Source organism: Eubacterium sp. AM05-23 (assembly GCF_003477535.1).
In the GTDB taxonomy this organism is placed as follows: domain Bacteria; phylum Bacillota; class Clostridia; order Eubacteriales; family Eubacteriaceae; genus Eubacterium; species Eubacterium maltosivorans.
Genome location: NZ_QUDF01000016.1, coordinates 32,778 through 57,939, shown reverse-complemented (window position 1 = coordinate 57,939; position 25,162 = coordinate 32,778). Strand labels below are relative to the sequence as shown.

The following is a 25,162-nucleotide window of genomic DNA, read 5'->3' as shown; positions in this document are numbered from 1 at the left end:
GGCTTTTCAGGCTTCCTTCTTTGGCAAATGGATAGACATGCCAAAGGTATCCATAGCCGCCTCAAAAAGAGCTTCGGAGATGGTAGGATGCGGATAGATAATCCGGCACATATCCTCAATGGTTCCCTCCAGAGCCATAATGGTCTCAGCCTGGGTAATGAGCTCGGTGGCACCCGGACCAGCAACATGAATCCCCAGGATCTCGCCATATTTATCCTCGGTGATGACCTTGACGAAGCCCTGGTTTTCATCACGAATCAGGGCGCGGCCGCTGGCGCTCATGGGGAAGCTCCCCACTCTGACGTTTGAATAGGCTTCTCTCGCGGCTTCCTCTCGCATACCAACTGAGGCTACCTCTGGAAGAGTATACACACAAGACGGAATCAGGCTGTAATTCATTTTAGCAGGTCTGCCGCCAAACATGTTTTCGACAGCGCGCATGGCCATAGCGGACGCGCCGTGGGCCAAATGGGATTTAGCGGTCACGTCTCCAATGGCGTAAACGTCCGGTACAGAGGTTTCAAGGTAATCATTAACGTCTACCCAGCCGCGGTCAAGCTCAAGGTTCAGGCTGTCCAGCCCTTTTAAATTTGCGCAGCGCCCAGTAGCCATGAGAACATCAGCGCAGCAAAAGCTCTTCGGCTGTTCCTCATTGCGCATTTCAACCTCCAGATGGAAGTTGGACGCGGAATCTTTATAAATATCCCGGACAAAGGCGTTATAATGGATGGTAACGCCGTTTTTAACTAAGCTTTCCTCTACGCAGGCGGTTCCTTCCTTATCAAAGCCATTGATTAAGGTGCTGCCGTTTTGCAGCATGGTCACCTTAGTGCCGAAAATACTGAAAATAGTGGCAAACTCACAGCCTACCACACCGCCCCCCACGATGATAAGCTCTTTAGGCAGATAAGGAAGGTTCAGGGCCTCGCGGTTGGTCAGCAGCCCTGGAATATCTTTAAACAAATCGGGAATTGCCGGATTGGAACCAGTGGCGATGATCAGCTTCTCCCAGCCAATGATCTCCTCGCTACCCTCCATATCGGTAATTTTAGCAGAATAGTCCGGAAAAACCTCGCCGGTTCCCTGGTACACGTCCACTCCATTGCTTTTCAGCAGCATTTTTATGCCATTACCCAGCCGGCGTACCTTTTCATCTTTATTTTTTATCATCTGCCCCATGTTGACGCTTGGCTGTGACATGACGACACCGCGCCTTGCCGCGCCGTCACAGGCCTTAATAATCTTCGCATTCTGAAGCATAAATTTAGTGGGAATACAGCCGACATTCAGACAGGTACCGCCCAGGCGGTCTTCCTCGATCACCGCGGCCTTTTTCCCAAGCTGGGCTGCCCGGATGGCTGCAGTATAGCCTCCGAATCCTCCTCCCAGTACCACCAGGTCATAATGTTTAAATTCTTTACTCTCACTCATTTTCTCTGACTCTTTCTATATGAATTTAGAATAGCAGCAGGGCCGGATTTTCCATATAGCTCTTGACGGTCTGGAGGAACTTGGCGCCTGCCATACCGTCCGCCACACGGTGATCCAGATTCAGGCTGATCTTCATTACAGACCTCGGAGTGGGCTCACCTTTAAAGATACGAACCCTGTCTACCACCTCGCCAACGCTTAAAATAGCGCTGTTTGGCTGGTTAATAATAGCGGTAAACTCCAGGATACCGTACATGCCTAAATTGGTTACTGTGAAGGTACTGTCTTTAAAATGGTCACCTGTCAGCTTTTTCGCCTTAACGAGTTTGAGCAGCTCGCTGCGTTTTTCGACCATCTCGGAAAAGCTTGCAGTATGAGCGTCGCGGATAACGGGAACGATCAGTCCGTCATCCATTCCCACAGCCATACCCAGGTTCACAAAATCGTGCAGTACAACGCCGTCCTCACACAGGCTGCTGTTGATATAGGGATGTTCCATTAAAGCTCTTGAAACGGAAACCAACAGGAAATCGGTATAGGTACAGCGGTAGCCTGTTTCCTTCTCGACCTTTTTGCTGATTTTCTTGCGCAGATCTTTAACCTCGGTCATATCGACTTCTGTGGTCAGAGTGATCACTGCGTTTTCAAGATTGCTCTTAACCATGCGGTCCGCAATAATTCTGCGTTTTGCCGGCATGGCTTCAAGCCTGCCCTTCACCAGTGGCTTCTCAGCGGCTTCTTCCACTTCCTCTGCCGCCGGGGTGGTTGGCTCAGGCACAGTGACGACAATGATTTCCTCTTCATCTTTGCTGTCTGGTGCTGGCTGCTCTTCCGTTTTTTCAGGCTGTGGCTCCGGTTTTGGCATTACCTCTTCTGGCGTTTCTGGTGTGGCTGTTTCTTTTTGAATCTCAGCCTCCTCGATCACGCTTTCATGGCGGCTCGCCTCTTCGGACATCGCTTTCAGGACATCTTCCTTCATGATACGCCCATCGGGCCCGCTGCCCTCGCCAATGCTGTGGATATCAATCTTTTCGACCGCCGCCATTTTTTCTGCCAGCGGTGACGCACTGAGCGCATGCGGTGCTTCTTCCGCCGCTGTTTCCTCGGCTTTGGCAGCATTTTCCAGAACATCCTCCTCGTGAGCTTCACTGCTCAGTTCGGCTTCAAGGCTGCCCATTCCGGCCACCAGATCCTCGAGGGTCATATCAAGTGCTCCGGTCATTCCCGGGTTTGGCTCTGCGGTAAAGACTTCTTCTGCCTTTTCAGTCATCTGGGCGCTTTCTTCTGGAGCTTCTGATTCCTCAAGCTTTTCTTCCTCTGGTTCTGTAAAAACCTTCTGCTGCGGCACTTCGGTTTTCGCCACTTTTTGCGACATGTTCAGCAATGCTTCAATATCCTCTACCTGGATACGTCCCTTAGGGCCACTGCCGGTTACATTTGACAGATCAATTTTATGCTCTGCCGCCAAACGTCTGGCAGACGGTGTGGCGCGAATGGTTCTGCCCGCGCTTGAAAAGCCTTCGCGTGTGGAGCTGCGCATGGCCTTCAGCGCTGCGCGGTCCTCATCCGTGAGGTGGCCCGGGCTCTGCATATTATTAAGCGGCGAAACTGCCTGATGTTCCGGCACCTGTTCTCCTGCCTGACCGATACAGCCGATGACTGTAAATACCGGCAGCTCCACGCCTGTTTCATAGTAGCGCTTCAAAAGCACCCCACTGTCCTCAGCCTCAACCTCAATATTGACCTTATCGGTCATGAGCTCAAACAGCGGTTCGCCTTTTTTGACGGTATCTCCTTCGTTTTTATACCATGTCATAATGGTTCCGGACTGCATGTCCATTCCTAGCTTTGGTAAAATAATATCTGCTGCCATATTTGTAATCCCTTTCTATTTAATCGTCGCATCCGACTACCTGATAAACGGCATCCATAAGGTCTTCTATCTGTGGTACCACGGCGGCTTCCAGATTACGGTTGTATGGAATGGGCACATCCAGCCCTCCGAGACGGATAATGGGCGCGTCCATATAGTCAAAGCAGTCACTCTCTGCAATCCGGGCGGCAATCTCCCCGCCAACGCCGCCAGTCTTGGCAGCCTCGTGAGCAATGATCAGTCGGCCGGTCTTTCTGACGGATTCCATAATGGGCCCCATGTCCATGGGATAAAGCGTCATCGGATTGATAACCTCTACCTCAATGCCCTCCTCAGCCAGCTTTTCTGCCGCCTCCATGGCCTTTACAAGCAGCGTACCCCAGGCCACAATGGTGGCGTCTGTTCCCTGACGCTCCACAAAGGTCTCACCGATGGGTACCAGATAATTGTCATCGACGGGTACCATGCCCTTCATTTTGTAAAGAAGCTTATGCTCAATAAAACAAACCGGGTTGTTATCCCGGATCGCCGCTTTTAAGAGCCCTTTTGCCTGAGCCGGTGTGGATGGCGTAACCACCTTAAGCCCTGGCACATGGCACATCCACGCCTCCAGCGTCTGGCAGTGCTGTGCCGCCGCTCCCGTACCGGAGCCCGATGGCAGGCGCACGACCATGGGCACCTGGGCCTCACCGCCGAACATATAACGAAGCTTGGCCGCCTGATTCACTAAGGAATCCATCCCAAAGGAGATAAAATCCATAAACATCATTTCACAAATGGGACGAAGCCCTGTCACAGCCGCTCCCGCCGCTGCTCCTACAATCACCGACTCGGAGATGGGCGTATCCATAACGCGCTCCTCACCAAACTCGTCGATCATGCCAACAGAGACACCAAATCCTCCGCCGTAGACACCGATATCCTCTCCCATAAAAATCACATCGTTGTCGCGCCGCATTTCCTCTGACATGGCCAGGCGGATTGCTTCGCGATAAGTCATTTCCTGCATTTTCATAAAAAGCACCTCCTAAGCGTATACGTCTTCCAGAACTGCGGTGACTGGCGGTTCAGGACTGTTTTTGGCAAATTCTACAGCGTCCTCAATACTTTGGTGCGCCGCTTCTTTTATCTGGGCCATCTGATCTGGAAGCATGACTTTGTCTTCCTCCAGATAGCGCTCAAAGCGGGTGATGGGGTCTTTCTTCCGCCATGCTTCCACTTCCTCCTTGCTGCGGTAAACCTGAGCGTCACTTTTGGAGTGGCCATTGTAGCGGTAGGTTTTACTTTCGATGAGCACAGGGCCCTTGCCGGAATGGGCGTACTGACGAGCCTTACGGACAATTTTATAAACCTCAATTATGTCGTTCCCATCAATGGTAAGCCCCGGAATACCGTAGGACGCCGCACGGTCCGAAATGTTTTCGATATTCATATGCTTTTCGATGGGGGTTGACATACCGTATAAATTGTTTTCAACATAAAAAATGACCGGCAGCTTCCAGACCGACGCCAGATTCAGGGATTCATGAAAGTTCCCCTCATTGGTTGATCCGTCGCCTGCAAAGCAGAGCACAATTTTGCCGGTTTTTTTGTATTTCTGGGTCAAGGCCGCGCCGCAGGACAGCGGGTAACCACCGCCGACCACGCCGTTTGCCCCGATATTTCCGGATTTTAAATCCGCAATATGCATGGAACCGCCCTTACCCTTACAGTAGCCGGTTTCCTTGCCTAAAAATTCAGCCATCATCAGCCTGACGTCAAGGCCAAAACCAATGGCCTGGGAGTGGCCGCGGTGCGTCAGCGACACAAGGTCTCCCTCGTCCAGAGCCAGACAGGCCCCAACGGCAGAGCCTTCCTGTCCCATGGACAGGTGCGTTGTCCCATGGACCTGCCCCCTTGAAAACAGCCAGGCTACCTTTTCCTCAAAGAAGCGGGCTTGGTTCATTCTATAGTACATTTTTGTTAATAATTCTTTATCAAATTCCATCATCGATAATCCTCCAAATCTTCGTATCTTTGATGTTCTAAGGCTGGGCAAATGTCCTATTTACCCATTATTATTATTTATTATATAATATTATAGCTTTTTTTGGCTTAAAAGGAAAGTATTAATTCCCTTCTGAAAAAAGAATGAAGCAGAAACACCTCTCTGAATTCTTCAAATGTTTTTCAAGACCGCAAAAGCCAGTTGTTGCGGGCCTTTTTACATGATATACTGTTTTTATGATTATATTTAAAAGGAGAGGTTTATTATGAAATTAAGTACCTGCCCATCCTGTTTGAAAAGCCGTCTTTCAAGGCTTTTTTGCTGCATTTTTGCGGCATTGACATTGCTTGGCTGGCCCTTAGGGGTTTTGGCTGAGGAAGTTAACGCTGCGTCTGTGTCTTCCCCGTCTCTGATCATCGAAACACCTTCCGAAGCAGAAACCACCATTGCGCCCGGCAGGAATTTTTATGTTCTCGGCAGCATTGAAAACGGCAGCAGCCTACCCGATAACGCCTCCCTGACTGTTTCGCTGACAGATACAGAAGGCACCACTGTCAGAAAGGTCACTACCTCGATCAAATCAAACACAAGTCTCTATCTTCCCAGCAATCTGAATTATTACAGCCCGGTTACCAAGGAGGATATCAAAAACTCCGGCATGCCAGAGCTGATCAGCAAAGACCCTGTTAATGGGAGCGACTTTAACAACGCCTCCATCAAGTGCTACTATAATGATGATGCCTTCTATGCCATGATCGCAGGAGGCAATGATATTGACCAGATGAATTGGCGGGACGCGAATGGCCTACCCTACCCAGAGCTTTCTGAAGGGGATTACACCATTACAGCTACGCTGGAGGCGCCGGATTCCACAATGCTTGCTCAGGCTCAAAAGACCATCACCATCGGCGTTTCTGAGAACAAGATTCTGGCGCGTTTTTCTCCCGATGAACACCTTGATTTTATAAAGGCCTGGGCTGGAGATAAGGGCTACCGCGTTTACAGCGACCCCTTTCCTGGCTACTGGTCGCAAAGTATTTTCTGTGAAATCCTGCCGGAATGGCGCGCAGCTGATGCGGCCGAGTACGCTGCTGGCAAGGTTCACTGTGTTTTATACAACCTGAAAAAATCAAGCTCCAGCTACAGCGTTGAGCTCGGCGCTCTTCAGGCCCAGGGCGTCATTGACAACCCTGACCGCATGGCCTTTTACTACTACAATATTGGAGAGCCTTCTCTCACCGTTGACGGCAGCACTGTTAAAGCTGAACTGGAAGCGCTGCCTGCCGGACAAAAGGTTGCTTTTACCCGCGCTGAGGTAATCACAGGCGATACGGATGAAAACACTTACGATGCGGCTGATACGGTCACTAAGACAGATCTTAACACCAGGGATGGCATTACATGCGGGGCTGCTGGCGAAACCCTCGCAATCTACGGCGTTACTGCACCCATTCAGCTGGCTTCTGAGGACATTATCGACAATGGTGACAATTCCTATACCTTAAACAACAAAATTACCAGGCTTCATTATGCCATCACCGGCGATGGCGTCGATCTGGATGTCGATAAGCCTGTCGACACGTTAACACGGGCTTCCGGTCCTTCCGAGCTTGAGTTCAAGCATGATATTCCCATTGACGAGAGCATGTCCGGCAAAACACTTGGTGTTCATGTTACTGCCTATGACAGTCATAACAACGCTGTTTACAGCGCTGCCCTCGCTGTACCGGACGCGTCACAGACTGCCGAACCAGAAGCGCCGCAGCCGGTAACTCCCGCCAGTCCAGTCAATCCCAAAACCAGTGCGGATAACGCCGCCTCACCGGTTCTGCCCTTTACCCTGCTGACGGCATTTCTCACAGGAACAGCAGCTTTTGCGGGTAAACGCGCCTGCTAAGCTAAAGTCTGCTTTCAGCTGCCCAGGGTATAATATGGACAGTTTTATAAAGGAGGTCTGTCTATGTGCGGACGCTATACCCTATTCTCACATAAAACCGTTCCGGAGGCCCAGAGACTCTGGCAGGCTCTGACAAATACAGCGCCCGCTGTTCCTGTGCCAAAGGGTGACATCGCACCCTCAGAATACGCGCCAGTTTATGTGGCCGGAGATAAAAACGGCAGGACAGCAACAGTTATGAAATGGGGTTATCCCAATCCCCGCCGAAAAACGCTGATCATCAACGCCCGTTCCGAAACCCTTATTCAAAAAGAAACCTTCCGGGAGGATTTTTTAAACCAGCGCTGCCTGGTTCCCGCCGAGGGCTTTTATGAATGGACACCCGAGAAAAAGCTTTTTGTCTTTGAGGGCAGCGATTCTTCCCTCATTTATCTGGCAGGTATCTACCGGAAGGCAGGGGACAGACGTGAATTTGTCATTCTGACTCGGGAGCCGGTCAGTCTGGTAGCTGAGATCCACAACCGGATGCCGGTCATCATCCCAGAAGATCAGGCAGAGGCCTGGCTTTACGACACTAACGCCGCCCTTGAGCTGATCCGTACAGCGCCGCCAGAGCTGGTCCGGCGTTGTGTAAAATAGGCGAAGCTCGATAGATTTACTATTTGCCACATCGCTTAATAGTTTCCTTTTTCGGTTTAAGGGTATATAACCTTTAAACAAAACAATAAGGAGCTGATTAAATTGGCCAAAAAAGTTACAATTATAGGTGCCGGAACAGCCGGACTCGCAGCGGGTATCCGCCTCTTAAAAAACGGCTACGAGGTCGATATCTGTGAACGTCTGCCGCAGGCTGGCGGTAAAATGAATCAGATCAAGGACCAGGGCTTTACCTTTGACGTGGGGCCCACCATTGTCATGATGCCCGATATTTACAGAGAAATATTTGAATACGCCGGAAAAAACCCCGAGGATTACATTCCCATGAAGCGGCTGGACCCCATGTATGTCCTCACCTTTCCAGACGGTGAACAGCAGCGGGTATCCTCCGAGCTGACCGAGCTGACCAGTATGCTGGAGGCCATCAGTCCCGAGGATACCCTTGGCTATTTTAACTATCTGGCCGATGTGTACAAGCGCTATCTGGTGGCCAAGGATGAGTTTATTGACAAATCCTTCCGGGACCGCGGTGATTTTTACAATCTCAAATCCCTGGCCAACGCCATGAAGCTCAAAACCTTTGACGACGCCTACACCTCCATTTCCAAATTTGTGCAAAACGAAAATCTGCGGAAGGCCTTGGCCTTCCAGACTCTTTACATTGGTATTTCACCTTATCAGGGCCCCTCGATCTACACCATTATCCCCATGATCGAGCTGCTCTACGGCGTGTGGTACATGCCTGGCGGCATGTATACCATGGCTGACGGCATGGTGCGTCTTTTTAAGGAGCTTGGCGGCACCCTGCGGCTGGACACACCGGTTGACTGCATCGACATTGAAAACGGCCGGGCTGTGGGCGTCCACATTGGTGATACTGTGGAATCCCCAGACTACATCGTCTGCAGCGCGGATTTTCCCTATGCCATGAAATCTCTGATTCGTAACAAGGAGGCAAAGGGTAAATATACAGACGATAAGATCGACGAGCTGGAATACTCCTGCTCCTGTTTTCTCCTCTACCTGGGTCTGGATAAAAAGCTGCCAAACCTGTCTGTGCATAATATCCGGTTCGGCGGCGATTTTGACCAGAATGTCCGGGAAATTTTTGAGACCTATACCCTGCCAGAGGACCCCTCCATCTACCTGTATGTGCCCTCAAAAATTGACGGGTCCATGGCTCCGGAGGGATGCGAGGCCCTTTACGTGCTGGTACCTGTATCCGAACTGTCCAAGGGCGATATTTTGTGGGACAACCGGACCGTCAAGAATTACCGCAGCAAGGTTCTGGAGAAGCTGTCTGCCATCCCGGGGCTTGAGGATATTCAAAGCCACATCATCTTTGAAAAAAGCCTGACCCCTCTGGATTTTCAGGACACCTTTCACGCCTATAACGGCGCGACCTTTGGGCTGAAACCAACACTGTTCCAGAGTAATTATTTCCGCCCGCACAACAAGGCTGATCACTGTGAGGGTCTTTATTTCTGTGGCAGCAGTGTGCATCCCGGCGCCGGAGTGCCCATTGTCCTCACCTCAGCCAAGCTGGCGGTAGATGAGCTTTTAAAGGATGACGGACTGCTATGAGTACCTCCCTCGAACGGGATTACGCCTTCTGTGAGGACGTGATCAGAAAAAATTCCAAGAGCTTTTACCGGGCTTTTTCGGCGCTGCCCCGTCAAAAGGCTCTGTCCATTTTTGCCATTTATGCATTTTGCCGAAGGGCTGATGATCTGGCCGATATACAGCGGGACCGCCGCAGACTTGAGACTTTTCAGGAAACCTTCGAGTCTTTTAAGGCCGGCATCACCCCAGATGATCCTATGTGGCGGGCCCTCCGTCACACGGTAGAACACTACAATATCGGGTTAGCCCCCTTTGACGACATGCTCACCGGCCAGCGTATGGATCTAAGTTTTGAGCAGCCCGCCACCCAGACTGCCCTTGAGGATTACTGCTATTACGTGGCCGGCAGTGTAGGGCTCATGATCCTGCCTGTACTCTCAAAGCATCACCGCCTTTTAGAGCAAAACGCAGTGGATCTTGGCAAGGCCATGCAGCTGACCAACATCCTCCGGGATGTGGGTGAGGATCTGGTAAACAGCCGGATCTATATTCCCCGGGAAATCCAGCTACTTTATGGCTACTCAGACGACGAGCTGCGCCGCCAGACCGTTAACTACACTTTTAAGCAGCTCTGGGAATATGAGGCCCGCCGGTCTGAATTTCTTTATAAAAAAGCGCTGATGGGACTTCCCCTGTTTGACGCAGACAGCCGTCTGCCTGTACTCCTGGCTGCTGTCCTTTACCGGCAGATTCTGACCGCTGTCCGGGACAACCATTACGACTGCTTCAGCAAACGGGCTGTGGTGCCAAAGGCACGGCAGCTTTTACTCTACCGCCAGAGCAGCGAGGCTGTCCGAAATTTGAGAGGTAATCCTTTATGATTGACACTAACCTTCTCGGGATCATCTTATCCTTTATTTATGTTTTTATAGTATTGGGCCTGTCCACACTGCTGCAAAAGCGCGGCCTGTCCGCCGAAGGCTCCCGTAAGCTTGTGCACATCGGGGTTTCCAACTGGTGGCTCATTGCCATGTTCTGCTTTAATAACGTGGTGTGGGCGTCGGTGGCGCCGGCAGCCTTTATTGTGCTCAACGCCATCTCCTACCGAAAAGACCTGTTCAGCGCTATGGAACGCCACGAGGGCAGTGGCGACCTGGGTACGGTCTATTACCCCATCTCCCTGCTGATTTTGACCATTCTGTGCTTTGGCGGCTACAGTCTGCCCTACGCCGGAGCCCTCGGCGTCTTTGTCATGGGATATGGAGATGGTCTGGCCGCGGTGGTGGGAAAGCGTTTTGGCAAAATGAAGTACCATATTTTCGGCAACACCAAAAGCTACGTGGGCAGTCTGACCATGCTGGCGGTTTCCTTTCTGGTCTGCGCTGTGATCCTCTGGGCAGCGACTCCGGTTTTTCTGGGAACCATCCTGCTTCAGGCTCTGATTCTCGCGATTTTTGCCACGGTAGTGGAGGCAGTCTCCCCCCTTGGGCTTGATAACCTGACGGTTCCCCTGCTCACCTTTTTTCTATACCAGCTGTTTTTTTAAGGAGTAATCAATGAAAGCTTTACTACTCGGCGCTCTCCTGAGCGCCCTCATCGGTTTTGCCGCCTATAAAAAAAGGGCCTTAAGCACCAGCGGCTTCATGGCGGCAGTGGTGCTCGGCACAGTTATTTACCTCTGCGGCGGCCTCTTATTCTGGCTGACTATGATCGCCTTTTTTATTTCTTCCAGCCTGCTGACCTTTATCAAATCCAGCAAAAAAGAGGCGGCCCAGCAGCTCAATGAAAAGGGCGGCCAGCGCGACGCTGTACAGGTATTTGCCAATGGCGCCCCGGGTATGGCAGCGGCGATCCTTTTCTGGTTCTATCAGAATCCTGTTTTCCTTATCATTTTCGCCGCCTCCTTTGCCGCCTCCAACGCAGATACCTGGGCCTCGGAGATCGGCGTTTTAAATCGGAAGCCGCCGGTTTCCATCATTGGCTTTAAACCCATGGAGGCCGGCACCTCGGGCGCAGTGAGCCCACTGGGCATGGCGGCCGCTCTTGCTGGGGCGCTGTTTATCGCTCTGGTTTTCTGCCTGGCTGGCGGTCTGGTCTGGAAGCTTCCGGTTCTCCGCCTTTCATGGGTGCTCATCATCACAATCAGCGGTTTTCTGGGCTGTCTGACCGACAGTGTCCTGGGTGCTGTGGTCCAGGCTCAGTACCGCTGTATCAGCTGTGGACGTCTGACCGAAAAAACCGAGCATCACGGCGAGGCAGCGGTGCTGGTCAAGGGCTTTAAAATCATGAACAATGATGTGGTCAATTTTCTGAGCGGTATGGCTGCCGGACTCCTTGGCAGCATCTTCTTTAATCTTTTATAAAAAGACACATACAAAAAGACCATTTTCCCACTGGAAAATGGTCTTTTTTAATGCTCGCCTGAAAAAAGATCGATGAGCGACTCCGCGATGATCAGGTCTTCAGGCGTTGTTATCTTAATATTATTGTAGTGTCCCCGAACAATTTTCACCGGCACACACATTCGCTCAACTAAAAAGGCATCGTCGGTGCCCTCCACCTCCTCCTGAATAGCCTTCTCATGGGCGTCCAGAAGCAGATCATAGGTAAAGGTCTGGGGCGTCTGGATCTCAAAAAGAAAGTCCCGGTTGGGCGTGTACTCCACAAAGCCGTCCTTCTCAACCACCTTGATGGTGTTTTTGGCTGGCACTGCCACAATGGTGGCCTTATGCTGGATGGTCTCATAGATGCTCTGAACAATGATATCTTCCTTAATCAGGGGTCTTGCACCATCATGGACCAGTACAATATCGGTCTGAGGGCTTACTTTTTTCAGGCCTTCATAAACGGACTTCTGACGGGTCGATCCGCCCTCCACCAGCTTGATCTTAGAATAATTGTGAGGGGCTAAAACCTGCTGTCGGCAGATTTTAAACTCATTTTTATTGATAACCAGAATGATCTCATCAATGAGAGAGCAGCGCTCAAAAACATCCAGCGTATAGGACAGAATCGGTTTTCCCCTCAGGGTCAGGTACTGCTTGTTGATGGGCGCATTCATTCGCGTCCCCTGACCGGCAGCGGGAATAATGACACTGGTTTTTATTTTTTCCATGCTTTCACCATCCCAATTCCTTAAGGCCGTTAATGATTGCTGCTTCCTCTGTCTCAATGGTAATGAGACGTTCATCCGGTTTTTCAGTCTGATCAAGCGCAAAGGTTATTTTAGATGCGAAGGGATAATCACCGGCCACCTGAGGCCATTCAATGATCAGACTGCATCCCTCGTCCAAATAGTCCTCAAAACCCATTTCATAGAGCTCCTCAGGGTCGCCAAGGCGGTACAGGTCAAAATGATAGACCTTTTTATCTCCATCCTCATAGGCGTTGACCAGGGTATAAGTCGGGCTGCTGACATCATCAAAGATGCCCATCCCCTCAACAATTCCCTTTGTGACAGCTGTTTTGCCGGCTCCCATACCTCCTGTCAGCAGAATCGTACGAGGACCGCCTAACAGACTGCCGAAATCTGCTCCCAGCTGCCTTGTGGCTTCGGGAGATTCCGTTTTTATCGTGATTTTCATGAACATTCCTAACTATCCGATTTTTTCTGATCGTCTTCGTCATCGACAATCTCATACTCAACCTCGACCACGTTGTCGTCCTGGCCCGCACCTGCGCTGCCGCCCTTATCCTTGATCACTGCGGATAAGAGCACATAGAGCAGAATGCTGACCAAACCGGAGATAAAGTTGAGTACAAACGGCAGTACGGGCAGAATAAACAACACCCGGAATATCCAGGGCGAAACGCCCAGATATTCCCCGATCCCCTGGCACACGCCAGAGATAATTCCGTTTTGCTTGTCTCTGAGCAGACGTTTTTTTCGATTACTCATAAAATTGTATTATCCTTGTATATAACCGCTCATGAAGCGCTGAAGGCGATCCATGGTTTCTTCAAGCTGTGTGGGCGCCGGCAGAAAGACCACTCTGAAATGGTCGGGCTCTGCCCAGTTAAAGCCTGTGCCCTGTACCAGCAGCACGCGTTCACGCTTCAGGAAATCCAGAGCAAACTGAACATCATCCGTAATGTTAAAGCGTTTGATGTCAACCTTCGGGAAGCAGTACAGCGCACCGTCGGGCTTAACGCAGCTGATGCCTGGAATCTCATTGAGCCGTTTATAGACAATATTGCGCTGCTCGTAAAGACGTCCGCCCGGCCGCACCAGGTCGTCGATGCTCTGGTATCCGCCGAGGGAAGTCTGGATAGCGTATTGGGCCGGTACGTTTGCGCACAGACGCATGGTGGCCAGCAGATTGATGCCCTCGATATAATCTCTGGCCATCTCTCTGTTTCCGGAAAAAACCATCCATCCGACTCTGAAGCCCGGAACACGATGGGATTTTGACAGCCCATTGAGCGTAACCACCAAGGTTTCATTGGTCAGCGTCCCCATGGGTACATGCTCGATTTCGTCGTAAATAATCTGGTCATAGATCTCATCGGCAAAAATGATCAGCTCATTTTCAACCGCGATCTTTACAATTCCCTCCAGGATTTCTCTTGGATAAACCGCCCCGGTGGGGTTATTGGGGTTGATGACGACAATTCCTTTGGTGTTGGGGGTGATCTTTTTGCGGATATCCTCAAGATCTGGATACCAGTTGGATTCCTCGTCACAGATATAATGAACAGCCTTCCCGCCTGCCAGGGTGGCGCAGGCGGTCCAGAGCGGGTAATCCGGCGCCGGGATCAGGATCTCATCGCCGTCATCTACCAATGCCTGCATACAGAAGGAGACCAGCTCACTGGAGCCGTTTCCGATATACACATCCTCCTCGTTCAGATCCATAAGTCCCTTGGTCTGATAATACTGAACGATGGCCTTGCGCGCTGGGAAAATCCCCTTCGAATGGCAGTAGGCCTCAGAGCTTCTGAGATTATAGCGAATATCACGAATAACCTCGTCCGGAGCGTTCAGGTTAAAGGTCGGCGGATTGCCGGTATTGAGCATGATAATGTCAATCCCCTCCGCCGTCATCCTGTCGGCTTCCTCAACGACCGGCCCCCGGATATCGTAACAGACATTATCCAGCTTTTTGGATTTTTTAAAAGTTCTCATTAATCCTCACCTTCATTTTGGTCAAACATCCTCTCGATGATCTGACGGTACCCCTTTCCATGCTTCAGGCAGCGGTTGACACGGCTGATGGTCGCAGAACTCGCTCCAGTCTGATTTTCCACATCGATAAAGGTTTTTCCTTCATATAACAAAAGGGCGATCTGAAAACGGTTGGCCATGTCGTCAACCTCTTTTATGGTACAGATATCCTCTAACAGCTCAAAGCATTCTTCTTCCGATTCGATTGATAAAATGGCCTGGGCCAGCATTTTGCGTTTATCATTTGTATCCATGGTTTTACCTCTGTTTTCTTAAATTAAAATCATTATCTTTGATAACACTTAAAATTATCTTATACTCCATTAAAGTGTATGGGATTATTATATCATGCTGAACAGCTAAAGCAAAGAAATATCAAAAATTCACCTCTGTCGGGATGTTTTTCACAAAGACAAGCTCTCTGTCAGACGAAAGCGCTTCATCCAGCTGGTAACCGTCCTCATCGAAGTCTCTGAGTGTCTCAGGCTCCGCTGCTCGATTTCGGATCATCCAGCCTGCCATCAGGCCTCTGGCCTGCTTAGACTGTGTGGAATGGGTTTTTGGCTCGCCGTTTTTCATGACCTTAAAGGTGCAGGTGATCATCTCTCTCGGGGACTTCAGGTGTTTTTCAACCGCTTTGCCGTACTCGCCGGAGGCCAGATTCACAACAGGCAGATCACCGTCCTTTGTAATCTCCCGGTAGAGCAGATCACCCCAGAAAGCATACAGCGACTGTTCTTTTAAAATTTTGTTTTTCATTTCCAGCCGGTAGGGATAAACGCTGTCCAAAGGCTTCAATACGCCGTAGAGCGCATCGAGAATCCGCAGATGCGCATTTGCGTACTGCCAGTCTCCCGGCGTAAAGGTCTCAGCCGCCAGGGCTTTATACTGCTGCCCATCGTAGGCCAGCAGCGCCGGTGTGCCGTCTGTATCGAACCTAAAGGCCGCGCAGCGTTCCCTGTTGAGGGCAGCCAGCTGATCACTCAGCCGCATCGCCGCCTTAAAATCATCCTCTGTCATGGCTTTAAGAACATCTGCCAGCTCTGCCGTTTTTGTTTCAAACACTGGCAGACTGGTTACCGCGCCTGGCAGCTCAAAGGTTCTGAGATTCTTTGCAGGCGATAAAATCATCTTCATCCGTACACACCCTCTTTCATTTTTATATTTCTATATAGTATACACTAAAAAAAGCCCTCTTACGAGAGCGGATTGATAAATTTTCAAGCTTTATTAAGATACTTTTTCGGCAATATTTTCGCGGCCAGCCAGCCGGTCCAGACAGAAACCTGCCATGGCGGCCAAAATCTGTTGAAACAGCGTCCCGATCATAACTGGAAACATGACCTCTGGCGGAAAATACTGCCCGGCGATCACTGCCCCTGCGCTGATGTTGCGCATGCCGCTGTTAAAAGTCATGGAGACCCGGCCGTCGCCCTTCTCCCTGAAAATTTTGGAGGCCAGGAACCCCCAGATAAAGCCGCTGACAGCCAGCAGAAAGATAACAAGGGTTACCAGCAGCAAAGTGGGCGTCATCTGGCTGAAAAAGGGGGCGACCTTGGTGGAATTGATGATAACGACCAGAATAAGCCCTATTTTACTGAGCGGCGCAAGCTTCGGCGACAGTGTATGTTTGACCCGCCCCCTGGTGGCATGGTTAAGCGTCATGGCAAGCAGCGCCGGAACAGCGATCATTAACACCAGGTCCTTCATCATACCGGCAACCGAGATCTCAACCGCAGAGCCCATGAGCACATGCAGGCTGAAGGGTACCAGAAAAGGCGCTGCCAGCGTGTCGATGAGAATGATCGACAGCGTCAGAGCCGAGTTGCCGTGATAAATATTGACCCAGACCAGACTCACGATGCCTGTGGGCACGATAAACTCCAGCACGATTCCAGTGACCAGCAGCGGATCGTCAAAAATCAGGCTGCCCACCAGAAAGGCTGTGAGCGGCACCACAATGTGCAGGATCAGCATAACCACAATCAGCGGAACCGGGTGCATGGCAATCTTCTTCATATCCCGAAACCCTGAGCCAAGGCTGCCCGCAAAGGTCATAAAGGCAAAAAGCCAGGGTACCAGCGGCGCAAACCTTCCCAGCCACGCCGAAAAAACCACCCCGATGATCAGGCACAACGGTGTGACCAGGGGCATCCACTTTTCGATAAAAGTATTAAAACGGCTTAAATACTGCATTTTTTCTCTCTTTTCAATTCTAAATTTACAAACCTTTTAAACCATTATACCATTCCCCTCACGGCTGTATACAAGACTTTTCCATGAGAACGTAAACAGATTTTTATTTCCTTTATAGGAAAACCGCTTTGCCTATGCTATAATAAACACAATCGCAAAAATTAAGAAGGAGAAAGCCATGAAATTATATAATACCCTTACCCAAAAAAAGGAAGAGTTTGTTCCCATTGAAGAAGGCAAGGTACGGATGTACTCCTGCGGGCCGACTGTTTATAATTATTTTCATATCGGCAATGCCCGTCCCTTCATCGTTTTTGATGTGCTCAGACGTTTTTTAGAATATATCGGCTACGATGTCAAGTTTGTCCAGAACTTTACCGATGTGGACGACAAGATCATCAACCGCAGCATCGAGGAAGGCATTACCGCCGCCGAGGTCGCTGACAAGTACATTGCAGAATACTTTAAGGATGCCGACGCTCTGGGCATCCGCCGGGCAGACGTACACCCCCGGGTCAGCGATCATATGCCAGAGATCATCGAAATGATTAAAGCGCTTGAGGAGCGCGGACTGGCCTACAATGTAGACGGTAATGTCTACTATCAGGTCGATCATTTTCACGACTATGGAAAACTCTCCAAACAATCCATTGACGACCTGAAATCTGGCGCGCGTATCGACGTGAACGATGAAAAACGCAGTCCTTTGGACTTTGCCCTGTGGAAAAAGAAAAAGGACGGAGAGCCCTACTGGGAAAGCCCCTGGGGACAGGGACGCCCGGGCTGGCACATCGAATGCTCGGCAATGTCCCGCAAGCATCTGGGTGAAAGCATTGACATTCACGGCGGCGGCCAGGACCTGATCTTCCCCCACCACGAGAACGAGATCGCCCAGTCCGAGGGTTCCTGCGGCTGTAAGTTTGCCAACTACTGGGTTCACAACGGCTATATCAACATCAACAATGAAAAAATGTCCAAGTCCAAGGGTAATTTTTTTACCGTGCGTGACATCGCCAAGCACTATGATCTGGAGGTCGTCCGCATGTTCATGCTCATGGCCCACTACAGAAGCCCTGTCAATTTTTCCGACGAGCTGCTGGGACAGGCCCAGAATGCGCTGGAACGGCTTTACAATGCCAAGTATCAGATGGAATATCTGCTTGAAAATAACAAGACAGAAGCTGCCGCAGAAGAAGAAAAAACATGGATGGACAGCCTGGCCCAATACAAAAAGGGCTTCATCGACGCCATGGACGACGACCTGAACACTGCCGACGCCATTGCCGCTATCTTTGAGCTGGTGCGCGACGCCAACTCCCACCTGAGCGAGTCCTCCTCCCGGGAAGCGGTAAAAGCCGCACTGAACCTTTTTGAGGAACTGACCGGCGTCATCGGGCTGGCCGCCAAGGAAAAGGAAACAAACCTGGAATCCGAGGTTGAAGCCCTCATCGCTCAGCGTCAGGAAGCCCGTAAAAACAAAAACTTTGCCTTGGCCGATGAAATCCGCGACGCGCTGCTGGCCAAAGGCATTATTCTTGAGGACACGCGCGAAGGAGTCAAATGGAAGAAAGCGTAAAACAACGTCTGCTCAAAAAATACACCGTCTCTGAGGCAAGAGCCCTCAATCCGCTGACCCTTGCCTATATCGGCGACGGCGTTTATTCCGAATATATCCGTCGTTTTCTGGTATCTGGCGGCCTCTCCAATGTCAACCACCTGACAAAGGAATCCATAAAATATGTTAAGGCCGACGGACAATCAAAAATGGTTCTGGCCCTCATGGACTCCCTGACAGATGAGGAACAGTCCATTGTAAGGCGCGGCCGCAATACCCGCTCCCAAGTGCCCAAGCATGCCAGAACCATCGACTACCGTTACGCCACCGGTCTCGAGGCCCTTGTCGGCTATCTGGAGCTGACCGGCCAGAAAGAGCGGCTCGAGGAGCTGATGGTACGCGGCATTGATCTGCTGTCCGAATAAAATAAAGCCCTGCTTATTGATTAAAGCAGGGCTTTTCTACTGTTTGTCGTTGACGTTTGCGCGCCAGTTTTCCAATACCTCATGGGCCTCCTGAACGGCTTCCCGAATGTTTTCCACTGTAGCGTTGACACGCGTTTCTCCCAGGGCAGACGTATGAATGCCTTCAACCAGTGGGTGATAGCAGTCAAAGATGTAGGTCCCGAAATACTTCTTTTTATGAAAAGTATCATACTCTGTGCGCACAAATTGCTTTAGCTCCTTAAAAGCAGCCCGTACGACCATTTTGTCTTCGCCAGCCTGGATCAGCGTTTCAACAGAGGCTATTTTTTCTTCAACAATACGTGCGTTTTTCTCGACGTATTCTTTTTGATTAGTAATCCCATCCATCACTGTTACCTCCCATGTATTTTGTATATTTTATCATAAAAATAATTAATTAGATAGATGAAATCTATCATTTCTTCTATTTTTTTTCATTTTTTCCTGTAAATTTTATTTTTAATTGCAAGTTACCATATTTTATGATTATTTTTTGGAGAGCAACACAAAAACCGCCTGCTATGATGGCAGACGGTTGGCTTATGGACAGGTCTGATATTCTGTTTTTACAGGTCTTAAATGGTATTCTTCATGACTGAAGGCTCTGGTGTATCTTTATCGCTGTTCTCTTTTTCGTCGGCGCCTGTTTCCGGCTTGGCTTCAGCTTCTTCAACAGCTGCCGGCACATTGATACTTTCAGAGCTGTCATCTTCCGGTGCAGCTTCATCTACAATGGTTTCTGTCACAGTGGTTTCCATCACTGTATTAAGGGCAGCCTCCGGGATTGCCTCCGCTGCGTTCTCATCAGTCTGGGTATCATCCACACCTGCTTTTGCCTTTCGGGGGCCCGCTGTCATTTCCACCAGATATCCCATACCACCCAGGGCAGCTGCATAGAAAATATACGGCCCGCAGTTAGTAACAAAATAAACAATGATATCCGTCAGGCTCTCAGATACTGTAATGTACTGGGTGCTGATCAAATTTGAAATATAGAGGGCCGTATTGATCAGGGAAAAAATTGCATAAATCCCAAAAAGCACAGCGACAATGTAAAGGGCCAGGCTGGCTTTATTCTTCTTTTTAACTTCTGTTTTCATGTTAGCTCCTTTGTAAATTGATAATTAACAGGATACCAAAACAATCTGATGGCTTTCTGACAGCTTTGTGACCGTTTGGTGAAGTTTTTCCCTCCTACACCTTGATCATAATAATATTGCATTTCACTACTCAATTCATAGCATTTTGCGGCTATAAATGGTAAAATATGTATTATACACTAAAGATAAAGGATGAATACCTTGAAAGATACACAAGAGCTCTATCAAATTGTCTATGAACATTACGCCGATAAAATCCGCTTTGGTTTTTACCGGGAAGGGGACTCCTTTCCAACCATTGAAAAAATAAGTGGGCAGTTTAATATTTCCATCAACACGGCGCGCCAGGCCCTCGTTAATCTCAAGCATGACGGCTATGTCCGCCTGACACGGGGAAGGCCGGCCATCGTCACCGTTTCCTACAGCGAGGAGGAATGCCGCAAGCGTTACATTGAGCACTTCACCGCCCGGCATGACGCCCTGGAGGAGCTTCGTGCCTTTCTGCCCGAACTTTTCTCCAAGACCCTTCTCCATGCTTTTTATTTTATGAAGCCAAAGGACTCTGAAAAGCTGATGGATTTGCTTCTGCAGACCCGTCTTGAGGACAGCCTGCCCTTCTTTAACCCTCTGCGTTTTGTTCTCTCCAGTCTCGGAAATCCTCTGCTGGAAAGCATGCATCTGAATGTCTCCATGTTTACCTACCTTTCCCAGAAGAACATGAGCGCCATTGGACTTCCCTATGACCTGAGCATCTTCGCTGCCCTTCTGAGCGATTTCAACCAGCTGTCACATTTCAAGGCCAGCGGGGACGACGCAGGCATGTGCCGGGTCATCACTAAAATCTGCGCGTTCATATCTGAACAGATTGGCCGGCTGAACAGGGAGGTAACCGACCAGTTTGGCGAAAATCCTGAGCAGATTCCCTTTGTATGGCGCATACAGGTCGGCAGACCACAGGTATACTATAACGTGGCGGTTCGTATAATTGCCGAAGTTAGAAAGGGCAACTATAAAAACGAAGAATTTCTGCCGACCCCAGCTGTTCTTGCCGAAAAATACGGTGTTTCCATGATCAGCATCCGCAGAACCATCACACTCCTGAACAGTGTCGGCCTGACTGAAACCATCAACGGACGCGGCACACAGATAAGCCTGTATCGCAAGCCTCTGGAGGGTCTGGATCTGTCCAACCCCGGAACTCGAAAGAGCCTGCTTTTCTACCTCATGGGTCTTCAGCTGATTACCATCAGCGTCCGCACGATCGCCCGGGAAAGCTTTGACGAGATCACCCAGGAAAGAATCGATGAGATCACCCGTCTTTATGAGCAGGAAAAACAGAGCGGGCAATACCTCTTTACCCACGGGCAAATATTAAAAACGGTGTTCTATTCCCATAAAAACTCAGAAATCCGGGCGATTTTCAGCCCCCTGATCCATATCATGTCCTGGGGGATTCCGCTGAGTTACTTTGGCGATTCCGATATGGCTGTTAAGGGTGAGGAGCTTGATCTTCTGATCGGCCTGCTGCTGTCCGGCGACCGCGAGGGCTTCGCACGCCAGCTGGAAGAAAACAGCTTGAATATTTTTATCCGTGAACGCCAGAAGCTCCTGGCCGCTGGCCTGTCCGACGTCGAAAACATTCAAGTGCCGGCTCCGGCAATTTTAGAGCTGGCGGACTCCCGCATTCATTTTAATTCGCACTAAAAAACGCAGGGAAAACCATCAGTTTTCCCTGCGTTTTAATTTTTATCAACGGTAAGGTCGGGACCGCGGGCCAGAGCACCATTTGGGGAGTGCTGCTTCCTACAAGAGCCATTCGCTTTCGAAAATCTAACAACATGATAGGTGGAGAAAGGTAGGTTCACAGCAGTGCCTGGCCGTCACAATCCCTCCTTACTTTCCAATAAAAAGAAATCATCTGCTTTGGATATACATCTGTCGGATGCTTTATCATCGCCTTATTATAATCCAAAGTTGAGAACAGCGCAAGCTTAATTTATGTTTTAATAATGTCACTTCAGCATTATCCACAGGTAAATTTTTGCATCTCTGTATTTCCTCAAATGCTACTTTCTATATTTTGTTAAATTCTAAAAAGATTCGTGTTAAAATCTCAATATCTTGTATCTGTCCACACTATCCACAGTTTATTCACAACACCAGTGGATAGCTGTGAATATGTGTATACTTAGCTCCAGAAAGAAGTTTTTCCCTCCTGGTCAAAGCGTTTGACCATGGCGCTCAGCTTTTCCGCACTTTTGGGGAACAGGCCTCCGCGGTTGCCCGCATAGTTCCTCACTGCGTTGCCAGAACGGGTACCCGCACAGATCTTGAACAGGTCGGTAAGGACAGACTCCACAGCAGAGCCGCCGCCCTGAATACGCGGCAGAATCTTCTGCAGAATGGCATGGTCCAGCCCATCCTCCTGGCTCATAAGGCCATACTCAGCATTGTAGAGCAGGTAGAAACAGATTTCGTCACGTACCCGGTAGCCGATCTGGGCGTTGGCCTTCATAAGAATACCGTTCATGGCCTCAAGCAGCGTGACAACCTCCTGGATCATATCGCGCTGACGTGTGCAATTGGCCAAAACCAAAACATCACTTTTTAAAAATTTGTTGCCCAGATGAATAGGCTCCGGCATGGTGCGCGGCGGGTTTTGCAGATGCAGGCTCACCTGTCCGATCTCGATGAGGCTCGCCCGGTCCAGCACCTTGCGGCTCAGCGCAAAGGCAGTTTCCTCGCTGCTGACAGTGCCGATGATATAGAGGTTTTCCGGCAGGTAAAGCTCGCCGTAGCGTTCTCTTGCCAGCTCGTCACGGCCAAAGGCCTCGTCTCCCAGCAGGGGGTCGGTCACGGTACGGCCTTCCCGGTCCCGCCGGGTTTCCATGACCGATAAAATCTCACTGAAATAGTATTCGACCCGGGCCAGATTCATCTCATCCAGACAGAGGAAGTAAGGCTTTCTGGGATTATCCACCGCTTCTCTTATGAAGTCATTGAGCGCGCCAGGCACAAAACGCCCGGAAGAATCCAGATAGCCGAGCAGACCTCTGGAGTCCTTCCAGTCTGGGCGGACTGGCACCTGCTTATAGCGGCCGTTTTCTGTGTTGGCTCCCATGGCCTCGGCAAACAGACGGGCCAGACTCGACTTTCCAATCCCCGCAATGCCAGTCAGAATCACAAAGGGCTTGGCTTTCAGGCAGAGATAGAGGTTTTCCACAATACCCGGCGTGCAGGTAAAGCCGTGAGCGGTGATATAAGCGCCCACCTGACGCAGAGTACCGGGGATATCCACCGGCTCTTCCACCAGGTTTTCGACCCGCTCCAGGATACGTTCCACTGCGTTAACCTCCTCGGTCTCAGCTGAGGATTCCTCCATGACACGCTTGGTTTCCAGGTAAGCCGCCTCGCTGATACTGCGGACTGCCTTTTTGGGGGCTTCATTGGGAGCTTCAGGCCTTTCCGGCTCCGCTGAAGCGGCAGGCTCAGGCTGAACAGGCTCAGGCGCAGGCGCCACAGCCTCCGGCTGGGTTTCGTCTACAGGCTCTGCGGTTTCATCCACCGGCTCCCATTCAATGATTTCAGGCTCGCTGCTATCCTCAGGCGTAATGGTCTCGGCCACCGCCATTTCCTGAACCTCTGGTTCCGCTTCAGAGGCAGGTTGAACGGCAGGCTCCTGGTCCTCAACGCTTTCCGCTTCGGGCATTTCAGGGGTTTCAAGTTCCTCTGGTTCTTCCTCCTCGGGGTAGAGGTTCAAAATACAGCGTTCGTAATAATCGTTGTAGACTTCCAGCATTTCCTGAAGGTCCTGCTCCAGCTGTGCGTCGCCCGGCACCATGCGGTCATATTCCCTGTAAAAGACCACGCCTTCACGAAAGCGGTCGTCGTACAGATCCACATCCTTGCTGCCAATGTCGAAGCCTCTGGGGTCTACCCTTCTCTGAATTTCCGCTGCCAGTGGGCGCAGAGCAGCGGCCACAACAGGCTTCACATCCTCCTGGCCGGTTTTCAGCGCTTCTTCCTCAATTTCCTTAAAACCGTGGAACAGCGTCAGATACAGCTTCTGGGTATCCTTGTTGAGCAGATACTGCACAAAGACGCCGGTATTCGGCACTCTGGTGATATTGCGGTCAAGCACTGCCACCCAGGGGGTCTCGGTCCATTCCTCTACCCCTGCAAACCCGGTGACCTTATAGCGGTCGCCGTCCACAAATTTCAGGGCCTCAATGCAGCCGGGAATGCCGTCGGTCAGGATATCTTTAAAGGAATAGCGGAAATCTCTGGTAAAATAATGACCGTACTCGTCGATGAGACTGGTCAGATTTTCCTGAAGTCCGGGGCCGTCCATACGCTCAAAGTAATGCTCAATTTTCTGGTCCAGCAGCTCGATGATCAGGCGCTTGTCATCTGTGCTCAGCTCATCCAGCATGGAAACCTCCAGAGCAAAGTAGAAATGCTCGTCAATGGTTTCCATGACCAGGAAACCCTTTTCCGCCATCAGGGCATAGGGGCCGTCCATCAAAAAGGCCAGCACATCGTCCAGCCCTGCTTCTTTTACATTTTCGATGGTCTTATCTGCGTTTTTATCCTGGGGTTTACCCTGTGCCTCTCTGGCCTCATAAAACTTTTTGACCCCTGCGGACACCATAAACACATCGGCCTTACCGCGGTTGTCTGCCTGCTCCAGATAATTTTTCAAAAAAACCATCTCGTAGGAGCTTTTAAAGGAGACCACGGTTTTGCCAGGTCCCAGGTAATCAAAAAGCTCCTGCTTTTTAGTCAGCGCCTCATCGGTGGGCAGGATCATCTTAACCAGAAACGCGTCAGCCTCAAGCTTTTCGAACTGGAGAATCGGCCGCTCATCCAGCTGGTACTCGGTCATATTTTCAAAGAAATTTTCATAATCCGGGAACAGACCAATAAATTTGCTGCTCAGGGCCTTGCTCCAGGTCAGCTTAATATTGCTCGCGCTGCTCTCGCCGTAGCCGCACTCAATATAGGAGGGAAACTCCCGTCCCTCAAACAGGAAAACCACCCGTGTCTCCCCGCTTTCTGCGCCGAAAAATTTGTTCAGCTCCGCCGGAATCGTCATGCCGCCATCTCTGAATACAAACTGGTCAGTAATAAAGGTTACCGTATAATCATTCAGCATTTTCCACGCGTCGTTAGGTCCGAAATTTTGCTCGATCATCTATGAATCACCTCGTTGATTTGGTTATCGTTTGATTTTTATTTACAGATACTATTGTAACATTTCTATGGACAAAGGGAT

23 protein-coding genes are annotated in these 25,162 nt (G+C 50.3%); 9 read left to right on the top strand and 14 right to left on the bottom strand.

Annotated features, from left to right (window positions below):
• Positions 1–6 precede the first annotated feature (6 nt).
• The 4 genes from lpdA to DW091_RS18035 are packed head-to-tail and all read right to left on the bottom strand — an operon-like array spanning position 7 to position 5,294.
• Entirely contained in the window at positions 7–1,431 is a 1,425-nt protein-coding gene (gene lpdA / locus DW091_RS18050; RefSeq protein ID WP_058693676.1) for a dihydrolipoyl dehydrogenase, read from the bottom strand.
• A 25-nt stretch (positions 1,432–1,456) separates the two neighbouring features.
• Complete coding sequence (locus DW091_RS18045; protein WP_118518886.1) at positions 1,457–3,304, bottom strand: 2-oxo acid dehydrogenase subunit E2; 1,848 nt, start codon at positions 3,302–3,304, stop codon at positions 1,457–1,459.
• Between the two features lie 19 nt (positions 3,305–3,323).
• Complete coding sequence (locus tag DW091_RS18040; RefSeq protein WP_074618081.1) at positions 3,324–4,319, bottom strand: alpha-ketoacid dehydrogenase subunit beta; 996 nt, start codon at positions 4,317–4,319, stop codon at positions 3,324–3,326.
• A 12-nt stretch (positions 4,320–4,331) separates the two neighbouring features.
• Positions 4,332–5,294 carry a thiamine pyrophosphate-dependent dehydrogenase E1 component subunit alpha gene (locus DW091_RS18035; RefSeq protein WP_082669216.1) on the bottom strand — a complete coding sequence of 321 codons (963 nt, stop codon included), beginning with the start codon at positions 5,292–5,294 and terminating at the stop codon, positions 4,332–4,334.
• 262 nt (positions 5,295–5,556) lie between these two features.
• Here DW091_RS18035 and DW091_RS18030 point away from each other — a divergent pair, with 262 nt between their 5' ends.
• The 6 genes from DW091_RS18030 to DW091_RS18005 all read left to right on the top strand — a co-directional run bounded on the left by DW091_RS18030 (position 5,557) and on the right by DW091_RS18005 (position 11,771).
• Positions 5,557–7,188 carry a hypothetical protein gene (locus tag DW091_RS18030; protein ID WP_118518885.1) on the top strand — a complete coding sequence of 544 codons (1,632 nt, stop codon included), beginning with the start codon at positions 5,557–5,559 and terminating at the stop codon, positions 7,186–7,188.
• Positions 7,189–7,251: 63 nt separating this feature from the next.
• On the top strand, positions 7,252–7,827 hold the full coding sequence (locus DW091_RS18025; RefSeq protein WP_118518884.1) for an SOS response-associated peptidase: 576 nt from the start codon (positions 7,252–7,254) through the stop codon (positions 7,825–7,827).
• A 102-nt stretch (positions 7,828–7,929) separates the two neighbouring features.
• Positions 7,930–9,429 (top strand): phytoene desaturase family protein, encoded by a 1,500-nt coding sequence (crtI, locus tag DW091_RS18020; RefSeq protein WP_118518883.1) that lies wholly within the window; start codon positions 7,930–7,932, stop codon positions 9,427–9,429.
• Complete coding sequence (locus DW091_RS18015) at positions 9,426–10,289, top strand: phytoene/squalene synthase family protein (protein ID WP_118518882.1); 864 nt, start codon at positions 9,426–9,428, stop codon at positions 10,287–10,289. Before crtI ends, DW091_RS18015 begins: the two co-directional genes overlap by 4 nt.
• The gene (locus DW091_RS18010) at positions 10,286–10,954 is read left to right on the top strand and encodes a phosphatidate cytidylyltransferase (RefSeq protein WP_118518881.1); all 669 of its coding nucleotides are present in this window, start codon (positions 10,286–10,288) and stop codon (positions 10,952–10,954) included. Before DW091_RS18015 ends, DW091_RS18010 begins: the two co-directional genes overlap by 4 nt.
• Before the next feature lie 10 nt (positions 10,955–10,964).
• Positions 10,965–11,771: a DUF92 domain-containing protein gene (locus tag DW091_RS18005; protein WP_058693668.1), complete on the top strand. Its 807-nt coding sequence runs from the start codon at positions 10,965–10,967 to the stop codon at positions 11,769–11,771.
• 47 nt (positions 11,772–11,818) lie between these two features.
• On the opposite strand, the gene ispD is transcribed toward DW091_RS18005, so the two are convergent.
• The 7 genes from ispD to DW091_RS17970 form a co-directional block, all read right to left on the bottom strand.
• The gene (gene ispD / locus DW091_RS18000) at positions 11,819–12,523 is read right to left on the bottom strand and encodes a 2-C-methyl-D-erythritol 4-phosphate cytidylyltransferase (RefSeq protein ID WP_074618075.1); all 705 of its coding nucleotides are present in this window, start codon (positions 12,521–12,523) and stop codon (positions 11,819–11,821) included.
• 4 nt (positions 12,524–12,527) lie between these two features.
• Entirely contained in the window at positions 12,528–12,992 is a 465-nt protein-coding gene (gene tsaE, locus DW091_RS17995; protein ID WP_058693666.1) for a tRNA (adenosine(37)-N6)-threonylcarbamoyltransferase complex ATPase subunit type 1 TsaE, read from the bottom strand.
• Positions 12,993–13,000: 8 nt separating this feature from the next.
• Entirely contained in the window at positions 13,001–13,306 is a 306-nt protein-coding gene (locus DW091_RS17990) for a PspC domain-containing protein (RefSeq protein ID WP_074618073.1), read from the bottom strand.
• Between the two features lie 9 nt (positions 13,307–13,315).
• Positions 13,316–14,533 (bottom strand): pyridoxal phosphate-dependent aminotransferase, encoded by a 1,218-nt coding sequence (locus tag DW091_RS17985; RefSeq protein WP_058693664.1) that lies wholly within the window; start codon positions 14,531–14,533, stop codon positions 13,316–13,318.
• On the bottom strand, positions 14,533–14,826 hold the full coding sequence (locus tag DW091_RS17980; RefSeq protein WP_013379420.1) for a YerC/YecD family TrpR-related protein: 294 nt from the start codon (positions 14,824–14,826) through the stop codon (positions 14,533–14,535). Before DW091_RS17980 ends, DW091_RS17985 begins: the two co-directional genes overlap by 1 nt.
• 121 nt (positions 14,827–14,947) lie before the next feature.
• Positions 14,948–15,709 carry a peroxide stress protein YaaA gene (yaaA, locus tag DW091_RS17975; protein ID WP_118518880.1) on the bottom strand — a complete coding sequence of 254 codons (762 nt, stop codon included), beginning with the start codon at positions 15,707–15,709 and terminating at the stop codon, positions 14,948–14,950.
• Positions 15,710–15,802: 93 nt separating this feature from the next.
• Positions 15,803–16,768 carry a bile acid:sodium symporter family protein gene (locus DW091_RS17970; RefSeq protein ID WP_058693662.1) on the bottom strand — a complete coding sequence of 322 codons (966 nt, stop codon included), beginning with the start codon at positions 16,766–16,768 and terminating at the stop codon, positions 15,803–15,805.
• Between the two features lie 178 nt (positions 16,769–16,946).
• On the opposite strand from DW091_RS17970, the gene cysS reads away from it, so the two are divergent.
• Positions 16,947–18,344: a cysteine--tRNA ligase gene (cysS, locus tag DW091_RS17965; protein ID WP_096920199.1), complete on the top strand. Its 1,398-nt coding sequence runs from the start codon at positions 16,947–16,949 to the stop codon at positions 18,342–18,344.
• Positions 18,329–18,748, top strand: a complete 420-nt coding sequence (locus tag DW091_RS17960) for a ribonuclease III domain-containing protein (RefSeq protein WP_096920200.1) — start codon at positions 18,329–18,331, stop codon at positions 18,746–18,748. The genes cysS and DW091_RS17960 overlap by 16 nt, the downstream gene beginning before the upstream one ends.
• Before the next feature lie 36 nt (positions 18,749–18,784).
• Here DW091_RS17960 and DW091_RS17955 read toward each other — a convergent pair whose 3' ends face one another.
• Together DW091_RS17955 and DW091_RS17950 are read right to left on the bottom strand one after the other, a co-directional pair.
• A complete protein-coding gene (locus DW091_RS17955; protein WP_058693659.1) occupies positions 18,785–19,135 on the bottom strand; it encodes a hypothetical protein in 351 nt (116 codons plus the stop codon).
• A gap of 227 nt (positions 19,136–19,362) precedes the next feature.
• Positions 19,363–19,887: a hypothetical protein gene (locus tag DW091_RS17950; protein WP_118518879.1), complete on the bottom strand. Its 525-nt coding sequence runs from the start codon at positions 19,885–19,887 to the stop codon at positions 19,363–19,365.
• Positions 19,888–20,088: 201 nt separating this feature from the next.
• Between DW091_RS17950 and DW091_RS17945 the strand changes: the two genes are divergently transcribed.
• On the top strand, positions 20,089–21,591 hold the full coding sequence (locus DW091_RS17945; RefSeq protein WP_158577937.1) for a GntR family transcriptional regulator: 1,503 nt from the start codon (positions 20,089–20,091) through the stop codon (positions 21,589–21,591).
• Positions 21,592–22,075: 484 nt separating this feature from the next.
• Here DW091_RS17945 and DW091_RS17940 read toward each other — a convergent pair whose 3' ends face one another.
• Positions 22,076–25,081 (bottom strand): DUF3578 domain-containing protein, encoded by a 3,006-nt coding sequence (locus tag DW091_RS17940; RefSeq protein ID WP_118518877.1) that lies wholly within the window; start codon positions 25,079–25,081, stop codon positions 22,076–22,078.
• Positions 25,082–25,162: the final 81 nt, after the last annotated feature.

Bases quoted from the DNA above. Each gene is read 5' to 3' on its own strand.
- lpdA (WP_058693676.1), bottom strand. From the start codon at position 1,431: ATGAGTGAGAGTAAAGAATTTAAACATTATGACCTGGTGGTACTGGGA.
- DW091_RS18045 (WP_118518886.1), bottom strand. From the start codon at position 3,304: ATGGCAGCAGATATTATTTTACCAAAGCTAGGAATGGACATGCAGTCC.
- DW091_RS18040 (WP_074618081.1), bottom strand. From the start codon at position 4,319: ATGAAAATGCAGGAAATGACTTATCGCGAAGCAATCCGCCTGGCCATG.
- DW091_RS18035 (WP_082669216.1), bottom strand. From the start codon at position 5,294: ATGATGGAATTTGATAAAGAATTATTAACAAAAATGTACTATAGAATG.
- DW091_RS18030 (WP_118518885.1), top strand. From the start codon at position 5,557: ATGAAATTAAGTACCTGCCCATCCTGTTTGAAAAGCCGTCTTTCAAGG.
- DW091_RS18025 (WP_118518884.1), top strand. From the start codon at position 7,252: ATGTGCGGACGCTATACCCTATTCTCACATAAAACCGTTCCGGAGGCC.
- DW091_RS18015 (WP_118518882.1), top strand. From the start codon at position 9,426: ATGAGTACCTCCCTCGAACGGGATTACGCCTTCTGTGAGGACGTGATC.
- DW091_RS18010 (WP_118518881.1), top strand. From the start codon at position 10,286: ATGATTGACACTAACCTTCTCGGGATCATCTTATCCTTTATTTATGTT.
- DW091_RS18005 (WP_058693668.1), top strand. From the start codon at position 10,965: ATGAAAGCTTTACTACTCGGCGCTCTCCTGAGCGCCCTCATCGGTTTT.
- ispD (WP_074618075.1), bottom strand. From the start codon at position 12,523: ATGGAAAAAATAAAAACCAGTGTCATTATTCCCGCTGCCGGTCAGGGG.
- tsaE (WP_058693666.1), bottom strand. From the start codon at position 12,992: ATGAAAATCACGATAAAAACGGAATCTCCCGAAGCCACAAGGCAGCTG.
- DW091_RS17990 (WP_074618073.1), bottom strand. From the start codon at position 13,306: ATGAGTAATCGAAAAAAACGTCTGCTCAGAGACAAGCAAAACGGAATT.
- DW091_RS17985 (WP_058693664.1), bottom strand. From the start codon at position 14,533: ATGAGAACTTTTAAAAAATCCAAAAAGCTGGATAATGTCTGTTACGAT.
- DW091_RS17980 (WP_013379420.1), bottom strand. From the start codon at position 14,826: ATGGATACAAATGATAAACGCAAAATGCTGGCCCAGGCCATTTTATCA.
- yaaA (WP_118518880.1), bottom strand. From the start codon at position 15,709: ATGAAGATGATTTTATCGCCTGCAAAGAATCTCAGAACCTTTGAGCTG.
- DW091_RS17970 (WP_058693662.1), bottom strand. From the start codon at position 16,768: ATGCAGTATTTAAGCCGTTTTAATACTTTTATCGAAAAGTGGATGCCC.
- cysS (WP_096920199.1), top strand. From the start codon at position 16,947: ATGAAATTATATAATACCCTTACCCAAAAAAAGGAAGAGTTTGTTCCC.
- DW091_RS17960 (WP_096920200.1), top strand. From the start codon at position 18,329: ATGGAAGAAAGCGTAAAACAACGTCTGCTCAAAAAATACACCGTCTCT.
- DW091_RS17955 (WP_058693659.1), bottom strand. From the start codon at position 19,135: ATGGATGGGATTACTAATCAAAAAGAATACGTCGAGAAAAACGCACGT.
- DW091_RS17950 (WP_118518879.1), bottom strand. From the start codon at position 19,887: ATGAAAACAGAAGTTAAAAAGAAGAATAAAGCCAGCCTGGCCCTTTAC.
- DW091_RS17940 (WP_118518877.1), bottom strand. From the start codon at position 25,081: ATGATCGAGCAAAATTTCGGACCTAACGACGCGTGGAAAATGCTGAAT.